Source organism: Clostridium sp. JS66 (assembly GCF_033561535.1).
Lineage (GTDB): Bacteria > Bacillota > Clostridia > Clostridiales > Clostridiaceae > Clostridium_AM > Clostridium_AM carboxidivorans.
This window is the reverse complement of sequence record NZ_CP131467.1, coordinates 4,481,499-4,499,934: the sequence shown is the minus strand read 5'-3', so window position 1 is coordinate 4,499,934 and position 18,436 is coordinate 4,481,499. Positions and strand designations below refer to the sequence as shown.

15 protein-coding genes are annotated in these 18,436 nt (G+C 29.3%); 14 read left to right on the top strand and 1 reads right to left on the bottom strand.

Annotated elements, in window-relative coordinates; translation table 11 throughout:
* Window positions 1-112: 112 nt before the first annotated feature.
* From Q6H37_RS20880 to Q6H37_RS20865, 4 genes are all read left to right on the top strand, one after another.
* Complete coding sequence (locus Q6H37_RS20880) at window positions 113-1,318, top strand: MFS transporter (RefSeq protein ID WP_318736161.1); 1,206 nt, start codon at window positions 113-115, stop codon at window positions 1,316-1,318.
* Window positions 1,319-1,477: 159 nt separating this feature from the next.
* On the top strand, window positions 1,478-2,389 hold the full coding sequence (locus Q6H37_RS20875) for a DMT family transporter (protein ID WP_318736158.1): 912 nt from the start codon (window positions 1,478-1,480) through the stop codon (window positions 2,387-2,389).
* A gap of 188 nt (window positions 2,390-2,577) precedes the next feature.
* Window positions 2,578-2,877, top strand: coding sequence for a hypothetical protein (locus Q6H37_RS20870; RefSeq protein ID WP_318736153.1), 300 nt, complete (start codon window positions 2,578-2,580; stop codon window positions 2,875-2,877).
* A gap of 315 nt (window positions 2,878-3,192) precedes the next feature.
* Window positions 3,193-3,603 carry a hemerythrin domain-containing protein gene (locus Q6H37_RS20865; RefSeq protein WP_007063892.1) on the top strand — a complete coding sequence of 137 codons (411 nt, stop codon included), beginning with the start codon at window positions 3,193-3,195 and terminating at the stop codon, window positions 3,601-3,603.
* Window positions 3,604-3,768: 165 nt separating this feature from the next.
* Here the strand turns inward: Q6H37_RS20865 and Q6H37_RS20860 are convergent, their stop codons facing one another.
* Complete coding sequence (locus Q6H37_RS20860; protein ID WP_318736147.1) at window positions 3,769-4,614, bottom strand: pentapeptide repeat-containing protein; 846 nt, start codon at window positions 4,612-4,614, stop codon at window positions 3,769-3,771.
* A gap of 177 nt (window positions 4,615-4,791) precedes the next feature.
* Here Q6H37_RS20860 and Q6H37_RS20855 point away from each other — a divergent pair, with 177 nt between their 5' ends.
* The 10 genes from Q6H37_RS20855 (at window position 4,792) to Q6H37_RS20810 (ending at window position 18,392) form a co-directional block, all read left to right on the top strand.
* Window positions 4,792-5,334 carry a metal-dependent hydrolase gene (locus Q6H37_RS20855; protein WP_318736145.1) on the top strand — a complete coding sequence of 181 codons (543 nt, stop codon included), beginning with the start codon at window positions 4,792-4,794 and terminating at the stop codon, window positions 5,332-5,334.
* Between the two features lie 165 nt (window positions 5,335-5,499).
* Window positions 5,500-5,856, top strand: coding sequence for a hypothetical protein (locus tag Q6H37_RS20850; protein ID WP_318736143.1), 357 nt, complete (start codon window positions 5,500-5,502; stop codon window positions 5,854-5,856).
* A 433-nt stretch (window positions 5,857-6,289) separates the two neighbouring features.
* Window positions 6,290-8,461, top strand: a complete 2,172-nt coding sequence (locus Q6H37_RS20845) for a cell division protein FtsA (protein WP_318736141.1) — start codon at window positions 6,290-6,292, stop codon at window positions 8,459-8,461.
* A 23-nt stretch (window positions 8,462-8,484) separates the two neighbouring features.
* Window positions 8,485-9,657 (top strand): amidohydrolase, encoded by a 1,173-nt coding sequence (locus Q6H37_RS20840; protein ID WP_318736138.1) that lies wholly within the window; start codon window positions 8,485-8,487, stop codon window positions 9,655-9,657.
* A gap of 222 nt (window positions 9,658-9,879) precedes the next feature.
* Complete coding sequence (locus tag Q6H37_RS20835; RefSeq protein WP_318736137.1) at window positions 9,880-10,839, top strand: RluA family pseudouridine synthase; 960 nt, start codon at window positions 9,880-9,882, stop codon at window positions 10,837-10,839.
* Between the two features lie 79 nt (window positions 10,840-10,918).
* Window positions 10,919-12,526: a polysaccharide biosynthesis protein gene (locus tag Q6H37_RS20830; protein ID WP_318736134.1), complete on the top strand. Its 1,608-nt coding sequence runs from the start codon at window positions 10,919-10,921 to the stop codon at window positions 12,524-12,526.
* Between the two features lie 302 nt (window positions 12,527-12,828).
* A complete protein-coding gene (locus tag Q6H37_RS20825; RefSeq protein ID WP_318736131.1) occupies window positions 12,829-13,776 on the top strand; it encodes a zinc ribbon domain-containing protein in 948 nt (315 codons plus the stop codon).
* Window positions 13,777-13,801: 25 nt separating this feature from the next.
* The gene (locus tag Q6H37_RS20820) at window positions 13,802-15,235 is read left to right on the top strand and encodes a zinc ribbon domain-containing protein (RefSeq protein ID WP_318736129.1); all 1,434 of its coding nucleotides are present in this window, start codon (window positions 13,802-13,804) and stop codon (window positions 15,233-15,235) included.
* Between the two features lie 180 nt (window positions 15,236-15,415).
* Window positions 15,416-16,135, top strand: coding sequence for a YARHG domain-containing protein (locus tag Q6H37_RS20815; protein ID WP_318736127.1), 720 nt, complete (start codon window positions 15,416-15,418; stop codon window positions 16,133-16,135).
* A 256-nt stretch (window positions 16,136-16,391) separates the two neighbouring features.
* The gene (locus Q6H37_RS20810; protein WP_318736125.1) at window positions 16,392-18,392 is read left to right on the top strand and encodes a methyl-accepting chemotaxis protein; all 2,001 of its coding nucleotides are present in this window, start codon (window positions 16,392-16,394) and stop codon (window positions 18,390-18,392) included.
* The last annotated feature ends 44 nt before the right edge of the window (window positions 18,393-18,436 follow it).

Genomic DNA, 18,436 nt, shown 5'->3' with positions numbered 1-18,436 from the left:
AGAGCAAGTATAAATAATACTGTAATTTGTAAATTTAGTATATAAGTAGTTATGGTACAATTATAATCAGTGATTTAGTTGCATTTTAAATTTAGCTGGGAGTGATACGTTTATGAATTACATTCAAAAAGGTACAAGGGAGTTTCGTATAGTTAGTATTGCCCTATTTGCAGGTGGGTTTAATACTTTTGCTATTTTATATAGTACACAACCTTTGATGCCATATCTATCTAGGGAATTTGCTATTTCGCCAACTGTGGCTAGTTTATCATTGTCAGTAACAACTTGTGTTCTAGCAGTAAGTATGTTGATTTTTGGTTCAGTATCAGAAGTACTTGGACGAAAGCCAATAATGTCCTTTGCCATGTTTACATCATCCATACTAGCAGTGTTAACTGCATTTGTTCCTAATTTTCATAGTTTACTTGTACTTAGAGGTTTACAGGGATTTGTTTTAGCAGGATTACCAGCCATTGCTATGGCTTATATCAGTGAAGAAATTGATAGAGCAAGCTTGGGGATGGTTATGGGACTTTACATTAGTGGAAATTCTATTGGAGGAATGAGTGGACGTATTATTATTGGGATCATCACTGATTTCTTTAATTGGAGAGCAGCACTAGCCTGTATAGGGATATTGGGAGTTTTAGCTAGTGTTATATTTTCGATGAAATTACCAGCATCCAAACATTTTAAACCACGTTCTTTTGAAATAAATAAGTTATTAAAATCTATGGGAAATCATCTAAAAAACCCTGATTTACTTTGCCTTTATTGTATTGGTTTTTTGATTATGGGAAGTTTTGTTGCTTTGTATAACTTTATTGGTTTTCAGCTAATTAAACCTCCATATAGTCTTAGCTCAAGCCTAGTTAGCTTTATCTTTGTTATTTATATTGTGGGAACATTTAGTTCTACTTTTATGGGGCGTTTGGCAGATAATTATGGGGAACATGAAGTCCTTTGCATTGCACTTTTAACAATGTTTATTGGGGTATTTATAACATTGGATATGAAACTGTTGTTAAAAATTATTGGTATTGCTATTTTGACTTTTGGTTTCTTTGGAGGCCATTCAATTGTTAGTGGTTGGATTGGTAAAGTAGCAACACACGATAAGGCACAAGCTTCATCATTATACTTGCTGTTCTATTATATAGGTTCCAGTGTCGGTGGAACTGCTGGTGGAAATTTTTGGTCTTCTTATGGATGGCATGGAGTTGTTGGTATGATTGTATGCTTTTTAGCAGTAGCTTTTTTTATTTCAATCCGCCTATCATCAATTACAACAGTTATTAAGGCAGAAAATTATAGATAGTATAAATAAGCATTAACTAATATTATAAGAAAAAGAAGTTCTTAGTCTTTTAAATTGTTCAATATGCTAAAACCTTCCCGTTTAAAAAGCAGGAGGGTTTTGATTTACATAAACTAAGTTTTTTATTATATTTAAAACGGGAAAGGAATGATTATTACCGTGGAAAACAAATCAAATATTCTTCCGTATATAACTGCATTGGCAATGAATTTTATTTTTGGATTAAGCTTTTTATTTTCAAAGAGAGCATTAAGTGTAGCTGATCCTATAACTCTTCTTTCCTTTAGGTTTTTAATTGCTTTTTTAGTAATGACATTACTTATAGTTTTCAGAGTAGTTAAGGTGAATTATAAGAATAAACCTATAAAGTGGCTTGTTATTCTTAGCTTTATTGAACCTGTAATTTATTTTATATTTGAAACCTATGGACTTCAAAGAACTGCATCTTCAGTAGGTGGTCTTATGATTGCTCTTATACCCATGGCAGTGACAATTTTAGCAGTGTATTTTTTAAATGAAAAGCCATCCATAAAGCAAACTATAAGTATAATGCTGTCTGTAGCTGGGGTAATCCTAATAGTTGTAATGGGAAGTTCGGATAAAAAGGAAAGTTCTGTTTTAGGTGTAGTTTTATTATTAGGTGCGGTATTTTCAGCTGCATTTTTTAATATAATATCAAGGAAGATATCAAGAAAATTTAATGCTATTGAAATAACATATTTTATGATGTTTTCAGGAGCTGTATGCTTTAACGTAATTTCAATTGCTAAACTTTTAATAAATAAAAAGTTATCATATTATTTTCAACCATTAAGCAGTACAACATTTATAGTCTCAGTATTATACCTTGGAATTTTATCATCTATAGTAGCATATTTTTTAGCTAATTATGCACTTTCAAAAATGGAGGCTTCTAGATGTTCAGTGTTTTCAAATATATCAACTATTGTGTCTATTATAGCAGGAGTGCTTGTATTGCATGAAAGCTTTTATTTTTATCATATTATAGGTGCAATTATGATATTAGTTGGGGTATGGGGGACAAATTATTATCATGAAAAAGTTGATTAATGTAAGTCAAATGGGATATATTAATGAATTTATTTATATTAAATTAGGCACACTATTGTAGATAAATGTAGTTAAATTAAATTTAATGTTATATTTTATTAAGTAAATAGGTTTGACTTAAACACAATATATGATATACTATATATATATATATGAGAGATAATTCTACGATTAGGAGGAATGGTTTTATGGTAGCATTTAAAACTATGTGGAATGATGTATGCGGAAGTATTTCAAATAGTAAAATTGAAGATATTGAGATATTAGAAGAATTTAAAAGCGGATTTGTAGTTAAAGATAAAGAAGATACTCATTTTGTAACTAAGGATGATTTTGTAGACTTTTGGTGTAATATGCTTTGTTTTAATAAAGTTGAAAAAGACAGCATACTAAAAGAAGAAAAACAAAAGTTAAAATATGTTTATGAGATTGTAAAAACACTACCTTATATAAATGAAAAAGAAGGTATATTAATATTAAGTGAATAGCTTTTTAGAGTTTGTATACGATTTTACCAATTAATATAGCTTAATTATTTAAATGTTGCATATAAATAATTAAAAATACTATTTAGTAACATCCCATGAGCTTTGCTGCGATTTTTTAAGTTATAAATACTAATTTAAAAATCGTGACAAAGCTTATTAATCTTTATTTTAAAATTAATGGGCTTCACATAGAATAAAATTTATCATTTGTACCATTGGTTACCGAATTAAGATAAATATTATAATATACTTAAAACAGATAAAATAATATCAACAACTTAAGGATATTTTTTAGTGAAAGAAGGGAACTGCAATATGATGAATATTAATAATCTTGTGAGACAACATGAAGCAATACGTGAAAATGTAAAAACAATAGAAAGTTTAATTAACAAGAATAGTATAGAGAATGATTCTTTTGAAATATCTAAAAATATTAATTTACTAATAGGGGTATTAAAAGTTCATTTGCAATCAGAGGATAATTTCTTATATCCTGAATTATTAAATGGTGATGATGATAAGCTTAAAGACATGGCTAAACATTATATAGATGAAATGGGAAATATAAATGCAGAGCTTGAAAAATATAAAGCTGAATTTAATACTAAAACCAAAATTAATAACAATATTGAAAGTTTTAAAAATCACACAGCTGAAATTATAAAAGTACTCAAAAATAGGTTGGATAAAGAAGATAAGCACTTATATCCACTTATAAAATAACATAAATTGTTTATAAATGTTTTTTAAAATAGTAATTTTTATATGATTTAAGGAAAAATATTCATGAAGTTTGTTTATAACTTTTTAAAAATGAGAATATTTCATATAAAAAATCCTATTATCGAAAATTTAATAATAGGATTTTTTAATATGAAGGTTATTTAATTATTTGGACCAATAATCTGGGCGAGTTAACCTTGCAGGTATTCTTGTATTTGAATTACCTTTAGCTGTGTTGATCTGAGCTTGAGTGAGAAATATACTGTTTGTAAGATTAGCACCACTGAGATCAGCATCTCGTAAATCTGAACCAATCAAATCTGCTCCACTCAAATCAGTACCTCTAAGGTTTGCTGCAATAAGACATGCTCCTCTTAAGTCAGCACCTATAAGATTAGTTTTTCTGAGATCTGCTCCAAAGAAGTCTAACGATCTAGAAATTGTTTTTTTATTTTTTAAATTAGCATTTTTCTTACTGCGTGCTTTAGTGCGTATAAATTCGCTGGTATTTCTAAGAAATATATTAACTTTGGTTCTATGATTTTCCACATCCAGTGATAATAGAGAATCAAGATCAAGTAAAGTAAGCTTTTTAGTATCTTCTAGTAATGAACCTATTTCTTTCTTTAAGTGGTCATCCGTTTGAAGCATTAATGCTTCAGTAAGATACCATAACATTTCGTGAAGCTGTCTCATAATTAAAAAGGCTTCAAACATCTGCTTAGCGTGTTCTGGACTTTCATGCCAATTGATACCCTTACAAGTAACTTGAGATACCTTTTGACCAGCACCAAAACAATCATAAGCAGTGCAGCCTTTTAGACCTTTATTTCTAAGATTTTTGTGAACAGAGCAGGTAAAGTCAGATTGAAGATTTATGCAGGGCTTACCAGCTTCTTTATCTGTTGGAAAACCTTCAGATGCTGAAAAGTATAATGCTGTACAGCATAATCCAAAACATTTTTTACAGTCAATTTTTAATTCTTTATTATTCTCATTTGTATGTACCATATTTATCTATCTCCTATTGATTACTAAAAAACACAAATAATTTTTACTTATAAATTGTATCATATACAGCTTATATTTCAATATTTACATACTAAATATTTAAAACTTGAATATTATAAAGTATAATGCAATAATATCTATAAAAATGATAATACATAAATGTTAGAGGTAAGAATTATGATATTTTTTGGACATGTAGGAATAACAACTGCGGCTTTTAAATTATATGAAAATATTGTTCCAGCAAAAAAGGTTGATAAGAATGAGTCTTATATAGATTATAGGCTGGTTGCCATTGGATCTGTACTTCCAGATATTATAGATAAGCCAATAGGAGCATATTTTTTTAGAAGTACATTTCACAATAGTAGGATATTTGCTCATTCCTTGGTATTTTCTATGTTTTTAATAATTTTAGGATCATATTATTTTAAAAGAAGTAGAAATAATGGTTTTATAACACTTGGAGTGTGCAGCTTAATACATCAAATATTGGACAGTATGTGGTTGTATCCAGGTATATTGTTCTGGCCAGCTTATGGATTGAAGTTCCCTACTAGACCAGAGGGAAATTGGATAGCTAGTAATATTGTAAATTTGCTAACAAATCCTTTTGTATACGGACCTGAAATACTAGGAGCAATTATTATTGGGTACTATTTCATTAAATTAGTTATTAATAAAAGGGTAAAGGAATTTTTGAAAACTGGCAGGTTATAATTTACTCAACTTTTGCACATAAAAAACTTTGATTTAATATGAGCAGCATGATGTGACACAACTTTTTCAGAGGACAGAGGACAATTGTCCTCTAAAAATAATGTTTCATATTATACTTTTATACTAATTAGTGATAACATTATAAGTGAAACGAGGTGTAAAAGAATGATATTTTATCATTTTTCAAGTGAAAAGTATAGCAAACTAATTCCGCAATCGGGAGAAAAGAGGCATTTAGGTGAGGGTAAGACTATAGGGAAAAAAGTAACGTTTTTAACTACTAATCCTAATATGTTTTATGAAAATGACAATGGAGGTAATTTCTTCGAGTATAGATATATTCTAAATATAGATAAGAATGATCCTCATCTATATGCTGATGATAAGTTTAATACTATGCTGGAGAAGTTCAATAGAACTTTTGGTTCGAGACGTGGAGTATTTAAGTGGTTTTTCTATGATAGTCCACTTGATTATATTTGTATATCCAAATGGAATGAGAACCTATGTAGATTTAGTTAATAATAAAATATTCACATGTTATAAAGGCTTATTAAATTAAGTCTTTTTTATTTGAAAATAAACATGTAGATAAAGTTTTATCCGATCGCTACCATTGCTAACACCCCCATCGCACACAGTGAAAGCGACTATCACCAAATCGAAGATTTGGGATATCTGCTTTTCTATCAAAGTGGGGGATAAGCACTGCTACGCGCCTGGATAAGTTCTTCTAAAGTTCAGCTGGGTAAAATGGCTAAATGGCATTTTACAAGCTTTGCTCCGGATAAAGCCATTCTTATAAGCAAACTCCATCTGAACTTAAGAATCACTTGATAATATAAATAGATTAGTTTACAAATATTTTATAATTATTTATAATGTTTATAAGGCAAAAAGGCCATATTTTTAGAACTATGAGCTTTTAAATTATAAAGATGAAGAGGTAAATATTATGAATGATACTAACATTAATCCACAAGATGTAATATTTGCATTAGATATAGGTACACGTTCTGTAATAGGTACAGCGGGTACAGTAAGAGATAAAAAATTTTATATAGTGGCTGAATATTGCGTGGAGCATGAAGAAAGAGCCATGATAGATGGTCAAATTCATGATATAGGCTTGGTAGCTAATGCAGTAAACAATGTTAAAAAGCAGTTAGAAGAAAAGCTTAATATGAAAATGGAAAGTGTATCCATTGCAGCAGCAGGAAGATTTTTAAGGACTATGGTATCTAAAGCACAGCTTAAAATTGATTATGATAAGGAAATAGATAAGGATACTGTAAGAAGCTTAGAGCTTACAGCAGTAAAAATTGCAGAAGAAAAAATAAATGAACAAAGGGAAGGAAAGCTTTATTGTGTTGGCTATAGTGTAAAAAATTATTATTTAAACGGATACATAATAAACAATTTACTTTCACATAAGGGGGAAAACATAGAAGCAGAAGTTATAGCAACCTTTCTTCCAAGATCAGTAGTAGATAGTCTTTATTCTGTTATGGAAAAGGTTGGACTTCAAGTAGCAAGTATGACTTTAGAGCCTATAGCAGCTATGGAAGCAGCTATACCACAAAATTTAAGACTTTTAAATTTAGCTTTGGTAGATGTAGGTGCAGGTACTTCAGATATAGCTATAAGTAGCAAGGACACTATAAGTGCTTATGGTATGGTTCCTTTAGCTGGTGACGAAGTAACAGAAGTCATTGCACAAAATTATCTTGTAGATTTCAATACGGCAGAATATATAAAAAGACAGTGCAGTACTAATGAGAAATTAGTATATAAAGATGTTTTAGGATTAGAAAATGAATTAAATTGTGAAGATGTAGTGAAATTTATTACTCCAACAGTAAAAAAGATAGCAGATGAAATAGGAAGCAAAATTATAGAATTAAATGGAGATAAATCTCCTAATGCTATTTTTATAGTAGGAGGAGGAGCACATACTCCTAAATTAAAGGAGTTTTTAGGGGATAAGCTTAATATATTACCTCAAAGAATAGCAATTAAAAGTAGGGATGCTGTAACCGAATGCGTATGTGAGGATAATTCATTAGGCAGTACAGGGGTAACAGTTTTGGGAATAGCATTAGTTTCTATAAGAAGGCTTGGACATGACTTTATAGATGTAATTTTAAATGATAAAGTAATAAGTTTATTTAATTCACATAAACATACAGTGATGGATGTGATGATGCAAGGGGGTATGAATCCTAAAGTACTAATTGGTAGAAACGGAAAAAATATTAGATTTACTTTAAATGGGATTAAAAGGGTAGCTTTTGGAACTCTTGCTTCACCAGCAGAAATTATGCTTAATGGAAATAAGTCCAATATAGATGAGGAAGTTAAAGAAGGAGATAAGGTAGAAATAAAATATGCTAGGGATGGAAATGATTCGGCGCCTAGTGCTTTAGATTATGTTAAAAGGCTTTACTCCATAAGCTTTTTTGTTAATGACATAATAGAAAATTTAGAGCCAATAGCTTTAATAAATGGAGAAAAGGTTGATCTTAATGAAAAAATAAAGGAAAATGATGAAGTTGAAATATTATTTCCTGAAACTTTAACCCAATATAAAAAATATGTAGCAGAAAACAGCGAAGAATATAAATACTATTTAAATGGCACAGAAATTTCAGATGACTATAAAATAGAAGAGGGAGACAGAATTTATAGTATAAAGAATGATGAAGCAGAAAAAAATGAGGTTATAGAAGAAGTTGTTGAACAAAAGGAAATTGAAACTAGTGAAGAAAGTGTTGATACTGTAGAAAATAAAACTACTGTAGAAAATAAAGCTAGTGAGGTAGAAGCTGCTTTAGATAGTGAAAAAAGTGAAGAAAAAATTGAAGCTTTAGAGGAAAATAGAGAAACAAAACAAGATGATGAGTTATTAAAAAAAGAAAAATCAGAAGATGAAATTGAAGTAATAGTTAATGGTAAAAACGTATGTTTACAAGGTAAAAAGGAATATGTTTTTATAGATATATTTAATTTTATAGATTTTGATTTAACAATACCTAAAGGAAAGCTATATTTACGTTTAAATCAAAAAGATGCAGGATATTATGATAAGCTTTCAAGTGGCGATATAATTGAAATTGGTTGGGAATAATATTGTAGATTGGAGAATTAAATATGGAACTAGATTTTTTAAAACTATCAGAGAATATAAAAGATGAAATTGTAAGTATAAGAAGAGATTTTCATATGAATCCAGAATTGGGTTATGAGGAGAACAGAACTTCTCAAAAGATAAAGGATTTTTTACAAAAGGAAGGTATAGAGTATACTGAAACAGCTAAAACAGGAATTTGCGGAATAATAAAGGGTAATGGAAATAAAACTATAGGATTAAGAGCCGATATGGATGCTCTTCCATTAGAAGATAGAAAAAACTGTGATTACTGTTCAAAAGTAAAGGGAAAAATGCATGCTTGTGGACATGATGCACATACATCTATACTTTTAGGTGCAGCTAAAATATTAAACAGTATGAAAGATAAATTAAATGGAAATGTAAAATTATTTTTTGAACCTGCAGAAGAAACCACAGGTGGAGCTGAAGTGATGATAAAAGAAGGAGTTTTAGAAGATCCACAAGTTGATAATGTAATAGGTTTGCATGTAGATGAAAATATAGAGGTTGGAAAAATAGGAGTAAAAAGAGGAGTTGTAAATGCAGCATCAAATCCTTTTACCATAAAAATTAAAGGAAAAGGAGCCCATGGAGCTCGTCCACATACAGGAATAGATCCAGTAGTTATAGCAAGTTCAGTGGTAATAGCTCTTCAAAATGTTATAAGTAGAGAAATATCACCAACAGATGCAGCAGTTATAACTATAGGGACTATTCATGGAGGTACAGCTCAAAATATAATACCAGAAGAAGTCACAATATCGGGTATTATGAGAACTATGACTACAGAAAACAGAGATTATGTAAAGAAAAGATTAGTTGAAGTAGTTGAAGGAACTGTGCATGCAATGCGTGGAGAATGTGAAATAGATATAGAAGAGAGCTATCCTTGCTTGTATAATGATGATGCTATGTTAGAAAAAGTTTTCAATGCTGCTGACAGTGTAATAGGAAAAGAAAATGTAAAAATATTGGAGAATCCAAGTTTAGGAGTTGAAAGTTTTGCTTATTTCTCCATGGAAAGACCTTCAGCGTTTTATTATTTAGGATGTAGAAATGAAGAAAAGGGAATAGTAAATCCAGCTCATGGAAGTCTATTTGACATTGATGAAGATTGTCTTCCAATTGGAGTAGCACTACAGTGTAAAATTGCATATGAACTTTTAAGATAATAATAAGCCTCAATACCTTTAAAGGTGTTGGGGTTTATTATTTTATATTGTATAAAAATGAATTTAGTTTTTATATTATCACAAATTTAAATATTTATATATTGCTTTTGACAATAATAGTGTTATATAATTAGATGTTGTTTAATTAGATAAAATGTAAATAATAACATAATAGAGAAATTTGATGTAGAAAGATATATAATACTTATTAGGAGTGATGATATGAGAATTGAAATAGGACCAAATGAAGCAGGACAGAGATTAGACAAATTTTTGAGAAAATGGCTTAAGGATATGCCTTTAAGTGCTATATATAAGAGCATACGAAAAGGTGATGTGAAGGTAAACGGCAAAAAAGCTAAAGAGAAATATGCATTATTGGATGGAGATTTAATAGAAACAAGAGATATAACTTCAAATCAAACAAAAAAGAAGTTCATTAGAATAGAAAATAGTTTTTTAAAAATAGCTTATGAAGATGAAAATATGGTAGTAGTTGAAAAGTGGCCTGGAGTTTTAGTGCACTCAGATGGAAAAAAGAAAGAGCACACTTTAACAGATTATGTACTTTCATATCTTTATGACAAAGGTGATTATACTCCAGAAAATGAAGTAACATTTACACCAGCTTCCTGCAATAGATTGGACAGAAACACTTCTGGTATAGTTATATTTGGAAAGAATTATGAAGCTTTAAAATTATTAAATGAAATGATAAGGGAAAAGAAAATACATAAGTATTATCAAGCTTTAATAAAGGGAAGAATTAAGGATGGCTTGTATAAGGCTTATATTCATAAAAATGAAAGTGAAAATATATCTCAGGTTTATGATGAACCTAGAAAAGATACAAAAGAAATTAGTATGAATGTAAAAAATATTCAAAGCTGTGGAACCTTTTCTTTAGTTGAACTTGAATTGTTAACAGGAAGAAGTCATCAATTAAGAGCTCATTTAAACCATTTGGGTAATCCAATATTAGGAGATACGAAATATGGTACAGCTAAATTAAATAGTTTTTTCTTCAATAAATATGGTTTGAATTATCAATTTTTGTATGCATACAAACTTATTTTTAGAGATTGTACTGAAAAATTTATTTACATGGAAAATAAAACTGTAGCATCAGGATTGCCACCTGTATTGAAAAAGATTAAAAATTATATTTTTGACAAGTTTTAATCGTAAATCCAAATTTATATTTAAATATGTTATAGATGGTTTATAATTAATATGGGGGATATAGATAAGGAGTTTTACTATGAAGGAACAGTCAACTACTAAAGGATTTGCAATACTTTCTGCGGCGGGTATGATGGCAAAGGTTTTGTCTTTACTCTACATACCATTTTTAATAATGATAATTGGCGGCGAGGGATATGGAATATATGGAGCTACATATCAGGTATATACTTTTATATTTGTAATTACCAATTCGGGAATACCTGTTGCAATATCAAAGCTTATATCTGAACTTACAGCAGTTGGAAACTATAAAGATGCAGTAAAAAGCTTTAAAATAGCAAGATTTATACTTGTAATTTTAGGAATTCTTATGTCGCTTGTACTGCTTATTTTTGCTAATCCTTTAGCTGAATTAGTTAAATTTAATAAGGCTTATTTATCACTTTTAACACTTTCACCAGCTATATTATTTACTTCTGTTGCATCTGCTTATAGAGGGTATTTTCAAGGTCGTGCAAATATGACTCCAACAGCAGTATCACAGGTTATAGAGCAGATAATGAATATTATTTTTTCTTTAGGCTTTGCTGTTTATTTTATGAAGTTTGGACTAGAAGCTGGTTGTGCAGGAGCTACCATAGGAACATCTGTAGGAGCACTTATTTCAGCTGTTTTTCTCATGTATTATTATGAAAGCAATAGAAGGTTTAAAGTGCCTAAAGGATATATAAATGAAGAAGTAAGAAGATTTACTACAAAGCAATTGTTAAGAAAAATAGTTAAATATGGTGTACCCATAACTATATGTGTAGGTATGACTTATGCTGGAAATTTAGTAGATGTATATAATACAAAATCAAGACTTATGGTAGGAGGAATTACTGAAGTTAATGCTAGTATATTATATGGATGGTTAGTTAAATACCAATCTCTTTTAAATGTACCTATTGCAATTATATCTTCACTTTCAGCTGCAATTTTACCTGCTATATCTGGTGCAATAGCAGTGAAGAACAAGAAGCTTGCAAGAAACAAAATAAACTATTCCTTTAGATTATGCTTTTTGATTGCAGTACCTTGTGCTGTAGGACTTGCTTCTTTAAGTGCTCCAATTTATGATATGTTGAAGTTTCGTGGAGGAGAATTTATTATGGCTTATGGTTCCGTAGTTTTAGTATTAATGGCTATTATGCAAATACAAACAACCATATTGCAAGGAATAGGAAAACTTTTTACTGCTACATTGTATTCTGTTATAGGGATAGTTTTTAAAATAACTTCTAATTATTTTTTAATAGCAATGCCTAAGATTAATATATTAGGAGCGGTAGTAGGAAGCATAATAGGATTTGCAATTCCTATAGTTTTAAATCATAGAATTATTAAAAAGTCTTTAAATTTAAAATTAAGTCTCTGGATTCATTCCATAAAGCCAATTATAGCATCAGCTGTTATGGGAGCTTTAGCTTTTGGTACGTACTATATTTTAAGCTTAGTACTTGGATTCATACATAAAGGATATGTTACTAATACAATAGCTACAGTAATAGCTATTGGGGTAGGTGGTCTTACATATGGTTTTGGATTAGTAATTTTAGGTGGAATAAGAAGAGATGATTTAAATTTGATGCCCTCTAAACTTACTAGACTTATTCCGCAGTTTGTATTAAATAAAATGAGATAAGTTTTATAATGTAATTGCATTGGTATTAAACTGATGCAATTGTTTTTTGTCAATTAAGCAATATGCAGTGCTTAATATTTAAATATAATTCATAATTTACTAGAAAATCATATATATAAAATCCTTGTATGGAAAGCTATCTCTAATTTTCACTATCTGAAAACGATACAATTACTTTATTATAGCTTAAAATGAATAAAAATAATGTAATTTGAAGGAATTTCATAAAAATTGTAGAATATATAACAAAGAAAAAAATACAAAAGAAAAAGTCCACAAAATTATTTTAAGGAGGAATAAACATGGGTTATTGTCACCAATGTGGATCAAAAGTTGAAGATGGGAGTGTATTTTGTACTAATTGTGGTGTAAAGCTAATTGAAGACTTACAAGAAGAAGAAATACAATCTAATGAAAATCAAAATTTTGTTCCAAAAGATACTTTTTTTAATTCTCAAAAAGAAGCATATAGCTCTTATACAAGCTTTAAAAATCAAGTGAATTTTTTAAATTTAAGAGATATTTTAATTAAAATGCTATTTAAGCCTGTTTTAGGGGGGAAAGAGTTTGTAGAAAATGGTGAAAAATCTTCTGCTATTGGATTAACAATATTTCTTGCAATTGTTCAAGGAATTTTAGGAGTATGGAAGGTAAATCAAATTATTTCTACAATTCAAAACATAGCTTTAGATTTAGTACAAAAAATATCGGGAATAATGAATTTAATACAGCCAGGTTCATCGAGAAATGTACCAAGTACAAATGATATAATGGGTTTAACAACTGAAATCAATAAGGTTAAATCCCTTATAAACATACCTTATGGAAAAATATTTTTGCAAAATGGTATGTTGTTTTTAGGCGTAATTATAGTACTTTTTATATTTATATATTTGGGCACTAATATTGTATCAAAGGATAAAAGAGATCCATTTACAATATATAAAATAGCACTTATTATTTCAGTACCAACTTTATACTTTGAAGTACTTTCAATTTTGGGTTCCTACATGTCGATTTACGTAGGTGCAGGTATACTCTTAATCGGTATAATAGTTTCACTAGCAAGTTTATCTATAATTATTAGGGAAGAATTATTTATAGATGAAAATCATTCAGTATTTATAGTTGCAGTATCATTTTTGGCAGCTCTTATTGTGATTTTAATGTGTTTACAGAAATTTTTATCTTCCAATATATCCGATATAATAATGTCTGCAACCAATGTTATGAAGAATATTAGATATTAAAAATAGTTAGGATAGAGGTGGAAAAATGAGTTTTTGTAGAAAATGTGGTGAAAAGCTAGAAGAAGGACAAAAATTTTGTGCTAAATGTGGTACTGCATTAAATGAAAATCAGGATAAATTAGATGAAAAAATTACAGATAATGATGAATATATGGATGAAGATGATTATAATTATAATAACGAAATTATAGTTCCTCCTAATGACGTGAGAAGAAATTTTGGAAGTTCTATGAAAACCAGAATAGGTATTGTGATAGCTTCAATTGTTGTAGTACTCTTAATTGGTTTATATGCAATTGGCAATTCAATGTCGAATCCTTCTAAGGTAGTTTTGAAGTTTGAAAATGCTGTTGCCTCTGGAAACAAAGGAGATCTTGTTAGTACACTTTATTGTGATGACAATAGATTGGAAATAAACGACAAGACAGTTACACCATTACTAACTTATTTTAAGGATAATCCTTCTTATTTAAATACAGTAGTAAATGGTTTAAAAAAGGATGCTGCAAATGCAAGCCAAACTAAAGCTTTAACTGGAATGAATGGCAGCGGCAGACCTGTTTTAACTCTCACATATGCAGGAAAGAAATTTTTATTTTTTTCTAATTATAAAATAGCTGTAAAGCCAAGTTTTATTCAAGTTAAGACAAGCATAAAAGACGTAGTTTTTTCATTAAATGGTACGGAAATTGGGAAAAGTGATTCAGATAACTTTAGCAAAGAATTTGGACCATTTATACCAGGAAAATATACTCTTTTAGCAAATTATAAAGGAAAATACACTTCTTTAAGTGATCCACATGATATTAATTTTATGGATGGCAGTAGTGATAAAGTCAATATAGAAACCTTTACAAATCTTAATTATGTAAAAGTGAAAAGTGATTACCCGGATGCAAAAATTTTTGTAAACGGCAAGGATACAGGAACTAAAGTTGCAGATGCAGGTAATTTTGGACCTTTAGATAATAATACAAAAATATATGGTGTCATTACTAAGGATGGCAAAATGCTAAAAAGTAATGAAGAAACAGTAGATAGTAGTGATAAAGACGTATATTTAAATTTTGCTCAAGCTGAAGGTTTAATAAGAAATCAAGAAAATCAAGTTCATAATTTAGTGTATTGGTATACTTATTATTTCACAAGGGCAGTAAATACTAATAGTTTTTACATGTTAGAAGATTTTTTATATCCAGGAAGTCAAATTTATGATGAACAAAAAGGTTATATTCCTACGACTTATGGCAATGGAATAAAAGAAGAGATTAAGTCATTTAATGTACTATCTTATAAATTAAGTGACGATAATAAATCTGGTACCATAAATACAGAAGAGGTATACAATATATATCAAAATGGAAGTTCTTCAATTAAAACCTTCAAATATACTTATACATTTAAGTACAATGAAGCAAAAAATGGTTATCAAATGGAAAGTATACAAGAGACTAAATAATATATATTATAAAATAAAAACTGCTGATATTTTTGTCAGCAGTTTTTTAAAAGTGAAGTATATAATTTTACCAGCATCTGATCTGGTAATAAGTAGTTCTCGTAAATAAATTCCACTTGAGTTTAAGAATCACTTGATGTTATAATCATTAGAAGATATATAGAGGAGGAATTTTTTATAATGCATTATTGTGTAAAATGTGGTACAAGATTATCAGATGAAGTTAAGTTTTGTACTAAATGTGGTTCACCACAAAAGATAGCTGGTAATCATGACAGTATTAGAGAAAAAAGTAATTATAATAATGAATACACTCAAGTAATACCTAAAATAAGAGAAGTACCAAATAGAATAGAACAAGAAGAAAATTATAATCATTCAAATGAAGGTACTTTAAAGTCAGTAATGACAGGCGTACTAATAGGATTAGTTATTTTAGCTGTAGGTTTTGGTGCGTATTATTTTTACTCTAAAAATAATACACCTTCAAAACCTCAGGCATCAACTACAAATACAGTTGGAAACAGCAGCAGTACATCAACTGATGGAAACAGTACGTCAAATTCTAGTGAAAGCACAGATAAATCAAAGGACAACAGTAAAGATAAGAACAATGCTGCAAATACTAATAGTAAATCTGATGAATATATGCTTTCTAATAGTGGAAGTACAAAACTTACAGATGATCAAGTAAGTTCTTTAAGTAAAGAAAATTTGGCTATAGCAAGGAATGAAATATATGCAAGACATGGTTTTGTATTTCAAACAGAACCATTCAAAACTTATTTTAATAATAAAACGTGGTACAAGCCTAATACTGCTTTTAAAGGTAGTGATGAAGAATTAAGTTCAGTGGAAAAAGCTAATGTGGATTTAATACTTAAGTATGAAAATAAATAATTGAAAATTTATGATAAAACCTAAAAAATCCATAAAAATGAAACTATAATTTAATATAGTTTCATTTTTTTATTATTTATAAAATTATGTAGAATACAATTTAACTTGAAATAAAAAAATGTCGAATAAATTTAAAATAATGTAGACAAATAGCGAAACTATTAGATATAATGTTGATAATATAGAAAAAGATGAAAATTTTGATAATACTAAAAATGTATTATTAGAATTAAAAAAACTTAGGGGGTATTGCGTTATGTGGAAGAAAATGAATATGAAGACAAAAATGTTATTGGCTCTATTATTACCCATGTTTGTTATTGTTATTGGAATTTGTACATATGCTTATTGGGAATCTCGAAATGCCTTAAATGCGCAAATAGTAGCAACAGCTACCAGCTTGTCAGAAAATGGCAGTGGACAAATAACCCAATTATTAAAGGAAAAGGAAACATTGCTTGCAGTAACTGATAAATTTTTAAGTGAAAAAGAAATGGCCCCAACAGAACGTATTGCTCTTTTTAAGCAATTAAAGGCAAGTATTTCTGGTGTAAACTCAGTATTTGATGGATATGAGAATAAAACATGTGCTGATTCGAAAGGTATAACGGAAAAGGAAAAGCCTGCAGGATATAATCCCACAACTCGTGTATGGTATACTCTTGCAAAAGACTCAAATGATATTGCATATACACCAATTTTTGAGACTACTGACAAAACACTAACAGTAGATATAAGTAAGAAAATTACTCGTAATGGTCAAATGGTTGGAGTTGCCGGAGTAGATATTGATATTAGTAAAATACGTGAATTGGCAAAGAATTTTAAGGTTGGAAATACTGGATATGTAGCAATTTTAGATGAAAAAGGTAATTTTATTTATCATCCTAAATTTAGCCTAAAAGATAATATTTCAAAAGTTAATAATGGCAGTTTAAAAAATTATGCATCTGCAATAGTGAGTAATAAGGCAAGTATTCAGAATGGAGATTTAAATGGTGAAAAAGTGTTGATATCGTCTTCATCCATCGGATCTACTGGATGGAAATTTGTAATATTTGCTCCAGAAAAAGAGTTATTTAAAAGTATAGATAATTTAGCATTACATTCTATAGTTTCTGGCCTTATGGGATTAATTTTAGTAGCAGCTATTATTTTAGCTATTACAATTAGCTTTGTGAAACCTATAAAAAATATAGAAAAAATGGCAGAAAAGATATCATCTGGTGATTTAAAAATTTATAATGAATATAAAGTAAATGATTATGATAAGGATGAAATTAGTAATTTAATTCGCAGCTTTTCAAATATGAGATTAAAATTACGTTCTTTAATTTTGAGTGTTAGTAATTCAACTGAGGAGGTTGCACAGTCAGCAGAAAGATTCAATGAAAGTTCCAAGCAATGTGCAGAAGCATCTACTAGTGTTGCATCTTCTGTAACACACCTTGTTGGACAAACTGAAAATCAAGTAAAATCAGTTAATGAAGTGGTATCTGTGGTAGAAAAAATGTCAAATAGTATAAAAAATGTTGCAGACAATACAAGTAAAGTGGTAAGTATTGCAGATGAAGCTGCCAAAGCAACTGGATTTGGGCAACGATCTATTGATGAGGCTGTTAAACAAATGGATAGTGTAAGTAAGTCAGCCAAGCAAGCACAATTAGCATCAAATGAAATGGAAGATAGTTCAAAGCAAATTGGTAAAATAGTGGAAATGATTTCAAACATTGCAGGACAAACTAATTTACTTGCATTGAATGCTGCAATTGAAGCTGCTAGAGCTGGAGAATCAGGGAAAGGATTTGCTGTTGTTGCAGATGAAGTTAGAGAATTGGCTGAACAATCCGATCAGGCTGCTAAGCAAGTTGCAGCGTTAGTAGAAAAAAACTACAAAAACATCAATCATATGGTTACATCAATTAAAGATGCAATTAGCAATGTAGATGAAGGAATCACTCGTGTTAATTCTGCAGGTGGAGAATTTGGTAAAATTTCAGATATGGTTAATGATCTAGTAAATCGTGTAAAAGAAATATCTTTATCACTGGATGAAATTTCCGATGGCAGTGAACATGTTGTTATGTCAGTAAATAATGTAGATAAAGTATGTGGAATGACAGCAGCTGAATTTGAAAGTGTATCTGCAGCAGTTGAACAGCAGACAGCAGCTATGCAGGAAATTGCTTCATCTTGTGAGACTTTAAGTAATTTATCAGAACAATTGAAGAAAGAAATTTATGAATTTAAATTATAGTTTATAAAATATAAGGTAGTAAAAAATGCCCAAAAGCCTATATT